The sequence below is a fragment of the Sulfurimonas sp. genome (assembly GCF_032250635.1).
GTDB lineage: Bacteria > Campylobacterota > Campylobacteria > Campylobacterales > Sulfurimonadaceae > Sulfurimonas.
Window position 1 is genome coordinate 1 of sequence record NZ_JAVVFL010000075.1, and the last position, 9,461, is coordinate 9,461.

Genomic DNA, 9,461 nt, shown 5'->3' on the forward strand with positions numbered 1-9,461 from the left:
AACTTAATGCAATTTTGAAAAAACAGAGTAGCACAATTAAGACTACATATGATGAAACTGCCAAGATAATAAAAAATGTTGAGAATGAGACCATTTTTGACAATCAGTATGGCGTTTATAACAAACGTTACCTAATGACGAAAATAGAACAAGAGATTGAGCTTATTAAAAAGTTTAAACATAAAAGTTCTCTTATTATGATTGAACTCGCACGTGACCTAAAAGCAAGCGTTAACAACGAAAAAGCGATTATGCTTATGACAAAAACGGTTGCGAGACTTCTTTTAAAAACTTCAAGAAGAAGCGATACTGTGGCTCACTACGGTAACGGTGTGTTTACAATGCTTCTAAAGCATACAGATATAGAGAGTGCAAAAAAAGCAAGCGAGAGATTGTGTGAACTTGTCTCAAACTCCAACTTCTTTTTAGCAGACCGCGAAATTCAGCTTAAAATATCAATAGGCATTACTGATGTTACCCAGAATCACTCTGTGGAGGAGATTATAGTTAGCTCAATGGACGGTGTTGAAAAGGCTTATGAAAATCCAAATCTGGACTATGCGGTTTTGCTTAGAAACAGCTAGTATTACTTATATAGAAAATGAAGTTAACAATAGTAGAGTACCCGGATAAAAGACTAAAAGAGAAGTCTAAAAGTGTCGTAAAGTTTGACCAAGAGCTCCACAGACTCCTGGATGCAATGTATGAGACAATGGTAGGCTCAAACGGAATAGGTCTTGCCGCAATCCAGGTCGGGCATGCCAAAAGAGCGCTTATTTTAAATATTCCCGATGAAGATGATGAACAATCAATCGATACGCTTATTGAGATGATAAACCCCGTTATTACCCAGACAAGCGGAGTGACGACTTATCAGGAGGGATGCCTTAGCGTTCCGAGCTTTTATGAAGATATTGATAGATATGAGAGCATAACCGTTAATTATCAAGATAGGGACGGTAATACAAAAAGGATAGAAGCGTATGGACTGCTAAGTATTGCTATCCAGCATGAAATAGACCATCTAGAGGGTGTTCTGTTTATAGATAAACTCTCATACTCAAGAAGAAAGAAATTTGAAAAAGAGTATAAGAGAGTACAAAAAGAGAAAAAGCTCTCTAAATCCTAACTTTTTTATGGCAAACTGCCATATTTTGTAACAAATAATCATACTAGTAGTACAATAGGGTCAATTTAATAGAGGTTGATGTTATGAAAATGGTTTCCTGCGCCACCTATGAAGGCATAGAAGCAAAAGTCGTACATGTCGAATCTACGCTCACAAAAGGGCTCCCGTCCTTTAGCGTGGTTGGGATGGCAAGTGCTTCCATAAACGAGGCAAAAGAGCGCGTAAAATCTGCACTACTGAGTAACGAATTTATCTTTCCACCAAAAAGAATTACCATAAATCTTGCCCCGAGCGATGTTAAAAAAGAGGGGAGTCAATTTGATTTGAGCATTGCCCTCTTAATCGCGCTTGATTATCTCGAGGATGATCTGAGCGAGTGGTTTGTTTTTGGAGAATTGGGGCTTGATGGAGCTGTAAAAGAGAATATCCAGCTCTATCCGCTTATGCTCTCTCTTGCAAATCAGAAAATTATCAAAAAAGCGGTCGTTCCTTTTGAGAGCCTAGAGAAACTATCTAAGATATGCGGAGTTGAGTTTTACGGGGTAAAGAGGCTGGAGGAAGCGATAGAGCTTCTTAAAAACTATGTCGATGCCGTGCCAAATTGCACCTATAAAAAGATAGATTATCCAAGTTATGTAATTGATGAAGAGGAGTACTATTTTGATGAGGGGTATAAAGAGGATTTTTTAGATGTTAAGGGGCAGGAGGTTGCAAAGAGAGCAGCGCTTATAAGCGCAGCGGGATTTCACAACCTGCTTCTTGAGGGAAGCCCCGGTTGCGGAAAGAGTATGATTGCGCAAAGATTGCGATATATATTGCCTCCTCTTAGCAGTGATGATATTTTAGAAATTGCAAAACTTGACGCTCTTGAAGCAAAAGAGCCTGAGTTCAGGCCTCTTAGAAGCTTTCGTGCTCCTCATCACTCATCAACTACGGCAAGTATATTTGGAGGGGGAAGTCACAAGGCAAAAATCGGGGAGGTGGGTTTGGCACACAGGGGAATTCTCTTTTTTGATGAACTTCCCCACTTCTCTCGAGTGGTTTTAGAGGCTTTACGTGAACCTCTGCAGGATAATAAAATACGAATATCAAGAGTAAATTCAAAAGTTGAATATCCGAGTGATTTTCTTTTTGTAAGTGCTATGAATCCATGCCCCTGTGGCAATCTTTTAAATTCGCAAAAAGAGTGCAGATGCAGTGAACTTGAGATTCAAAGATACAAAAACAGACTCTCCGACCCGTTTTTAGAGAGAATTGATCTCTGCGTTGTAATGCAGCAGGTAAGTTCAAAAGATAAAGTAACCATAAGTTCAAAAGAGATGCACTCTCAAGTTATAGAGGTTCATAAAAGAGCAAAACTAAGAGGACAGACACGTTTTAGTGCAAAGCTAAATGATGATGAGATTGAGAAGTACTGTGTGCTTGATGATGATGCAAAAAATGTATTAAACATGGCAGTTGAGAAGTTCGCTCTCTCATTCAGGAGTATAAAAAAGATTCAAAAGGTCTCACGAACTATTGCTGATTTAGAGGGAATCGATATTATTGAGAAAAGACATGTTTTAGAAGCTTTGAGTTATAGGAGAAGAGGCTAGGGCAAAACCCCAGCTTTTTAGAGAGTAGAAGATTTTGGTTTATATATTAAAAATCATCTTCAGCTTTTAAAATACCCTGTATCTCAATGTTGAGCTTAACTGTTTCGCCAACAACGACACCGCCGGCTTCAAGTGCTTGATTCCATGTGATGCCGTAATCTCTTCTGTCTATTTTTCCCTCAAGGCTTAGTCCTGCTCTTTGTCTGCCCCATGGATCTGTAATAGTTCCGCCAAACTCATATTCAAGTACAACATCTTTTGTCGTCCCTTTTATGGTTAGTTTTCCGTACGCTTTATCGCCATCTACTTTCTCTAATACAAAAGTAACTTTAGGGTACATTTCGGCATTGAAAATCTCATCTGATTTTAGATGAGAGTCTCTTTTTGCAATATTTGTATTGATTGAAGCAACATCCATCTCACCCTTAAGAGCAACAAGTTTGTTTGTCTCATCATCAAGTTCAAAACTGCCATCAAACTTTTCAAACTCTCCGTTTACCGTAGTAATCATCATGTGTTTAACCGAGAAGGTGACATTGGTGTGAGAAGCATCAACATTGTAAACTCCTCCAAAAAGTGAACTTACTCCCGCTGCTATTGCCAAAAGCATAAATTTTATTTTTTTCATTGTTAAATCCTTCTATTTTGTTTAAGCCATTATAGTATTAAGTAGTGCTAAAGCACCGTTAATTTTGTCAATTAATGACAAAATTTAAGCGGGAGTACAAAAAGTTGTTGATTTATATATTGTAGTAGGTCGCACTTGGATGATAGACTACCAGTGCTGAAGTTGATTGCTCAGGATGAATCTGGAATGTCTCGCTGAGTTCAATCCCGAACTCTTCAGGGCGAAGAAGATTAAAGAGCGGGCGGTTGAGTTCAAGATCGGGACATGCCGCGTAGCCAAAGGAGTATCTTGACCCCTGATATCTGTTCATCTGTACATCTCCCAAACTATTGCCTTCACCTTTTGATATGTTGAGATCAAGCCTTATCTGCTTGTGGACTATCTCTGCAAGAGCCTCTGCGAGCTCGACACCGAGTCCGTGAAACTGATAATACTCGGTATATTCGCCTCTCGCATAAATCTCTCTCTCGGCTTCGCTAAGCTTTGAGCCGGCACTTACGCATGTAAATGCCACAACGTCGTGTCTGTCTCTATGAAAAAAGTCGCTAAGTGCGCGGTGCGGCTGTTTTGACTGCCTTGGAAATGTGAACTTCTCTTTTGCTCTTCCAATAACTTCATAAAGCGGTTCACGGTTTATTTCGCTCTCGCTGTTATACCCTTCACTCTCATCAAATATAAGAAGCGTGTCATCATCGCTTCTGCATGGCCAGTAGCCGTAAAGAATGGTCGGTTCAAAGAGTTTTTCATTTAGAAACTGTGCTTTTAGCCTCTCATATGCAGGCCAGATGATCTCGTCAAGCTGTTTTTGATACGCCTCTTTAGTTAGACCTTTTGAGCTGTATCCCCAGCGGGATTTGAAAAGAAGTTTATGGTTGATCCACTCAAACGCCATCTCTATCTGCTGAGGCGTAAGTTTAAGCTCGCGTCTGCCCCAAAACGGCGGAGTAGGCACTTCAACATCGCGAGAAGGCATCTTTAGCTCCTCAAACGGCGGAATAACTACCTCCTCTTTAATTTTTACAATCTTCTCTTCACTATCTTTGCCATGTAAATCGGTATCAAAATTTCCTGCCTCAATGCGGCTCATCGATGTTACGCCATCAAATGCATCTTTGCAGTAAAAGATTGGTCCGTCATAGTATGGACGGCAAAAGTCATCTATAAAGGAGCGGGTAAGTGCAGCACCGCCGAGTAGAACCGGGATTTTTATCCCCTCTCTCTGTAGCGCTTCAAGATTATCTTTCATAACCTGAGTAGATTTTACCAAGAGACCGCTCATCCCGATTGCATCTGCATTTGACTCTTTGAGAGTTTTTACAAAATACTCAAGTTCTACTTTAATTCCTAAGTTGATGACTTTATAACCGTTGTTTGAGAGGATGATATCTACAAGATTTTTGCCTACGTCGTGAACGTCCCCTTTGACTGTTCCGAGGATGAGTACCGTATCTACCTTTTTATCTATTTTTGGCAAGTAAGGGTTGAGGTAATCAACAGTCTTTTTCATAGTCTCCGCACTTTGAAGAACAAAGGGCAACTGCATCTGACCGGAGCCAAATAGCTCTCCTACGACCTTCATAGCGTCAATGAGTATCTCGTTTACAATCTTTTGGGGCGCAATTTTATGGCGTGCCTCTTCAACGAGCGGAATCATTCTCTCTTTGTCACCGTCCATAAGAAGTTTTGCAATCTTCTCCTCATCGCTCATGGCAAGATATGCCTCATCTACCGCTTGATTGTCAACCGCCTCTTTTGTGCTGAAGTGCTCTATGAACTCAAAAAGTGCAGCAGCATTTGGTTTGCGGTTAAAGATTAGGTTGTCGCATATCTCCTGATCCTCTTTTGAGATTTTGTTGATTGGAATAATATGCTGTACGTTAATGATTACGCTTGTAAGTCCCGCCTCTGTACAGTGATGTAAAAACATAGAGTTGAGGTAGGGGCGAGCATCTTTGTCAAGTCCAAAAGAGATGTTGGAGAGTCCCAAAATCGCCCCGACCTCAGGGTGCCTTTTGCGCAGTTCTCGTATCGCTTCAATGGTGTTTATACCGGCATCCACATACTCCTGATCGCCGCTTCCAAGCGTAAAAGTAAGTAGGTCAAAGACCAGGTTTTCGGCTCTTATGCCATGCTTTTTGGTAGCGAGTTCATAGATGCGCTCGGCAACTTCGAGTTTGCGCTCAACTGTTTTTGCCATACCTATCTCATCAATGGTAAGACAAACAAGAGCGGCTCCGAATTTTTTAGCCAAAGCACAAACCGTGTCAAACTTCTCTATGCCGTCTTCAAGGTTTACGGAGTTTATGATGGGTTTTCCGCCGATGAGCTTGAGCGCCTCTTCAAGTGCTGCCGTCTGCGTAGAATCCGGCATAATTGGAAGTGCTATCTTTTGCGCGTAGAGACTCATGACGCGGTTCATATCTTTTGTCTCATCGCGCCCTGCAAAACCCACGCTTACATCAAGGACATGCGCGCCGACTCTTACCTGCTGCTGTGCAACGCTTAGTGTTCCCTCGTAATTTTCAGCTAAAAGAAGCTCACGAAACGCTTTAGAACCCGTTGCATTGCTTCTCTCGCCGACAAGCAGTACTGATGACTCTTGTGTAAGTGAAACGGTGTTAAAGAGTGAAGCGAGAGCATTTTCTTGCTCTCCTGAGGGCTCTTTTGGCGCAATGTTTGAAACTCTGTTTACAAGAGCGCGGATATGCTGAGGCGTTGTTCCGCAGCATCCGCCTAAAAAGCTTACGCCGTCATATTTTAAAAAGTTCTCCTGTTTATCAGCAAACTCATCAGGTCCCATCGGGTAGTATGTGTAGCCCCCGCGGTTTTGTGGAAGTCCTGCATTTGCATGAACGCTGATGGGTTTGTTCCACAATTCGCTCAGAGTCTTTACATGCTTTTCAACCTGCTCCGGTCCAGTACCGCAGTTAAATCCAAGTGAGATGATGTCAAAAGGCTCTAAAATAGTTGCTATTGTTCCAGCGTCCGTTCCTATGAGCATCGTCCCGCTTAGCTCAATGGTGACAGAGACCATAATGGGAATCTCTACTTCTCTTTGTCTGCAGGCTTCCTGACATGCGTGAAGAGCAGCTTTTATCTGAAGAGGGTCTTGGCAGGTCTCAAGTAAGAAGATATCGACTCCGCCATCAATTAGCGCAAGACAAAATTCTGTATAACCCTCATACATCTCATCATAAGCTATGTGTCCAAGTGATGGGAGTTTTGTCCCTGGTCCGATAGAACCCAAAACAAATCGAGGATGTTCTGGTGTGCTAAACTTTGCACACTCATTTTTTACAAGTTCTGCACCTGCACGGGTGAGTTCGTACGCTCGATGCCCAATGCCGTACTCATCCAAAACCCAAGAAAATGAGCCGAATGTATTGGTCGTGAGAAGGTCTGCACCGGCAGTAAGGTAGGCGTGGAAAATCTCGCTTAAAACTTCAGGGCAGGTTGTGTTGAGGAGTTCGTTACACCCCTCGTTCCCTTCCCAGGCCTCTTTTGGAATCTTCTCATCACGCTGCTGGAGCTGCGTACCCATAGCACCGTCAATAATGAGCGGTCTATTTTTTATAGTTTTTAAGATATACTCTTTTGTTGGTATTGTTGTCATTAAAAGTCTTTTATATAGAATAAATATTGGCTCTATTCTATCAAATCAGAGCATAAAAGAGACTTTCAATAATCGTCTAATATATTATAATTATTATTATGTCATCTAATTAAAAATAATATTTTGGTATAATGTTGTCAAAAAACAAGCAGGAGTTATTATGAAAGATGAGAGTGTCGGCTTGAAACTACCGACTCCGTGGAGATACAAGAGATACTATTTATTTGCTTTTTTAACAGTTGTAGCCTTGGTTCTGCCTTGGATAAATATTGATGGAAACCACTTTTTTTTACTAAATTTCGATAAATTGGAGCTTCATCTTGCATTTGTTCAGTTCGACATGCAGGAGTTATACCTTTTACCGTTTCTTCTAATGATACTTTTTTTGGGGATTTTTGGCATGACCGTTTTAGGCGGACGTGTTTTTTGCGGGTGGATATGTCCCCAGACCATTTTTAGAGTAATTTACCGTGATTTGTTAGAGACAAAACTGCTTCACCTTAGAAAACGCATTAAAAATAAGCAGCAAGAACCGGATATGAGCATCCCAAAGAACAAGCTCAAAAGAGGAGTAGCGATTCTGATTTGGACGGTGCTCTCTTTTGTGGCGAGCGCAAATCTTATCTGGTTTTTTGTTCCGCCTGAGGATTTTTTTGCCTATTTAGCCGATCCATTTGATCATATGATTTTAGTCGGAACGCTTCTGGCATCTGCACTTTTTCTTATCTATGACATAGTCTTTTTGCAAGAGGATTACTGTATTTATGTCTGTCCGTACTCTAGGATTCAATCTGTTTTATATGATGAGAATACTGTTATGGCTCTTTATAACACTAACCGCGGCGGGCACATTTATAACGAAGCCAAAGAGAAGGTTTTTACAAAGCAAAAAGATCTTCAAGCAGTAGAACCGCATGCAGAGTGTACGGCATGTGAGAGCTGTGTAACCGTTTGTCCTACACACATTGACATCCGTAAAGGACTTCAGCTTGAGTGCATCAACTGTCTGGAGTGTGTAGATGCATGTACCGTTGTTATGGGTAAGCTTGGCAAACCTTCGCTTGTTACATGGTCAAGTGAATATGAGACAATAGATAAAAAGGGCAAAACAAAATATTTTCGTCCAACTGTGGTCGCCTACATTCTCCTCTTAATCGGTTTGGCGATAGGAATGGTTATTATGGGGAGCAATAAAGAGCATATACTTTTAAACATAAACAAGGAAAATAGACTCTACTCAGTCTCAAAAGAGGCTGATGGAAGGGTTGCCGTTGATAACGCTTACGTCTTTTTAATACAAAATACGCAAAATAAGAAGATGGATTTTTACTTTGACGTCACGCTGCCAAAAGATGTAAAAGGAAAACTCGAAATAGTAAAACCCTCGGACTCTTTTAGCGTTACGCCTGATGTAAAGAAGAAGAAAATCGTAGTTCTTAGAACCTATGATATGTTGGCGGATGATGCCAGACATGATACGATTATTCCTATTACTATACGCGCTTATGCAGTGGGGCGTGAGGATGAGATAGTGGTCTATAGAGAGGCTACTTTTGTATATCCAAGAGCAGATGTTATTGAGGAAGCAAAATAATAGTAGTTTAAAAAACAATAGGATAGACTTTAGAAGTTGCGTTTTTAAGGTCTGCCAATGTTTAAGAAAATTTTACTCGCTGTTTTTGTTTTATACACGCTTTTTGGATTTATACTCCTCCCCCCTATTGTAGAGTCTCAGATTGAGAATATTGCAGCGCAGGAGACAAACTCAAAACTATCAGTAGATGACGTCTACTTTAACCCTTTCAATTTTAAGATGCAAGTCAGAGGCGTGCTGCTTGAGACACTGGATGAAGAGAAGATTGCATCACTTGATATGCTTCTTATAGACTTAGAACCCCATTCGCTTTTTATGGCTGCTCTTCATGTAAAGAGCGTTGTACTTCAAAGACCCCAAATTTCGCTGAGTTACTACAAAAACGGTCTCTTTAATTTCAGTAAAATTCTAAAAGATAGAGCAGATGAGCCAGCAGATGAGATTGACAAAGAGCCGCTGAGACTTCCCAGAGTCATTTTTGACACACTTACGGTTGAAAACGGAAGTTTGAGCTACGAAGATTTCAATCCGAGCAGTAAATTTGAACTCACACTTACTCCCATTAGTTTTAAATTGATAAATATTGACACAAAAGATATTGATTCAAGCAGTGCAACTCTTAGATTTAATACCGGTCTTAGTGACGGTGGGGAGATCGCTTTTAGAGGAGATGTGCTAAGTTTAAGCCCTCTTAAATTGGATGGAAATATTAAACTTGATGCCGTGAAGCTATATACAAACTGGAAATATATTCAAGATAAGATAGGTCTTGAGGTGGCGGATGGAACCATCTTCTTAAATGCCGACTACCATTTTAATCTAGATGATCTCAATGCTGCAAAGATTGATAATGCCAGCTTGAGACTAACCAACCTAAGAGTAAAGCCTCAAGAAAAAAATGA

At 40.7% G+C, this 9,461-nt stretch carries 7 protein-coding genes; 5 read left to right on the forward strand and 2 right to left on the reverse strand.

All coding sequences use genetic code 11. The features are described from left to right. The 3 genes from RQ763_RS05930 to RQ763_RS05940 all read left to right on the forward strand — a co-directional run. The coding region (locus tag RQ763_RS05930; protein WP_314151741.1) for a GGDEF domain-containing protein at positions 1–584 on the forward strand (584 nt) is incomplete at its 5' end. A gap of 17 nt (positions 585–601) precedes the next feature. Next, the gene (gene def, locus RQ763_RS05935) at positions 602–1,129 is read left to right on the forward strand and encodes a peptide deformylase (protein WP_314151742.1); all 528 of its coding nucleotides are present in this window, start codon (positions 602–604) and stop codon (positions 1,127–1,129) included. 83 nt (positions 1,130–1,212) lie between these two features. Next, positions 1,213–2,724 (forward strand): YifB family Mg chelatase-like AAA ATPase, encoded by a 1,512-nt coding sequence (locus tag RQ763_RS05940; RefSeq protein WP_314151743.1) that lies wholly within the window; start codon positions 1,213–1,215, stop codon positions 2,722–2,724. Between the two features lie 46 nt (positions 2,725–2,770). Here the strand turns inward: RQ763_RS05940 and RQ763_RS05945 are convergent, their stop codons facing one another. Together RQ763_RS05945 and metH are read right to left on the reverse strand one after the other, a co-directional pair. After that, positions 2,771–3,352 carry a YceI family protein gene (locus tag RQ763_RS05945; RefSeq protein ID WP_314151744.1) on the reverse strand — a complete coding sequence of 194 codons (582 nt, stop codon included), beginning with the start codon at positions 3,350–3,352 and terminating at the stop codon, positions 2,771–2,773. Positions 3,353–3,464: 112 nt separating this feature from the next. Continuing rightward, positions 3,465–6,956 (reverse strand): methionine synthase, encoded by a 3,492-nt coding sequence (gene metH, locus RQ763_RS05950; protein ID WP_409932362.1) that lies wholly within the window; start codon positions 6,954–6,956, stop codon positions 3,465–3,467. 169 nt (positions 6,957–7,125) lie between these two features. On the opposite strand from metH, the gene ccoG reads away from it, so the two are divergent. Together ccoG and RQ763_RS05960 are read left to right on the forward strand one after the other, a co-directional pair. Next, the gene (gene ccoG / locus RQ763_RS05955) at positions 7,126–8,559 is read left to right on the forward strand and encodes a cytochrome c oxidase accessory protein CcoG (RefSeq protein WP_314151747.1); all 1,434 of its coding nucleotides are present in this window, start codon (positions 7,126–7,128) and stop codon (positions 8,557–8,559) included. A gap of 57 nt (positions 8,560–8,616) precedes the next feature. Next, on the forward strand, positions 8,617–9,461 hold an 845-nt coding region (locus RQ763_RS05960; protein ID WP_314151749.1), incomplete at its 3' end, for a DUF748 domain-containing protein.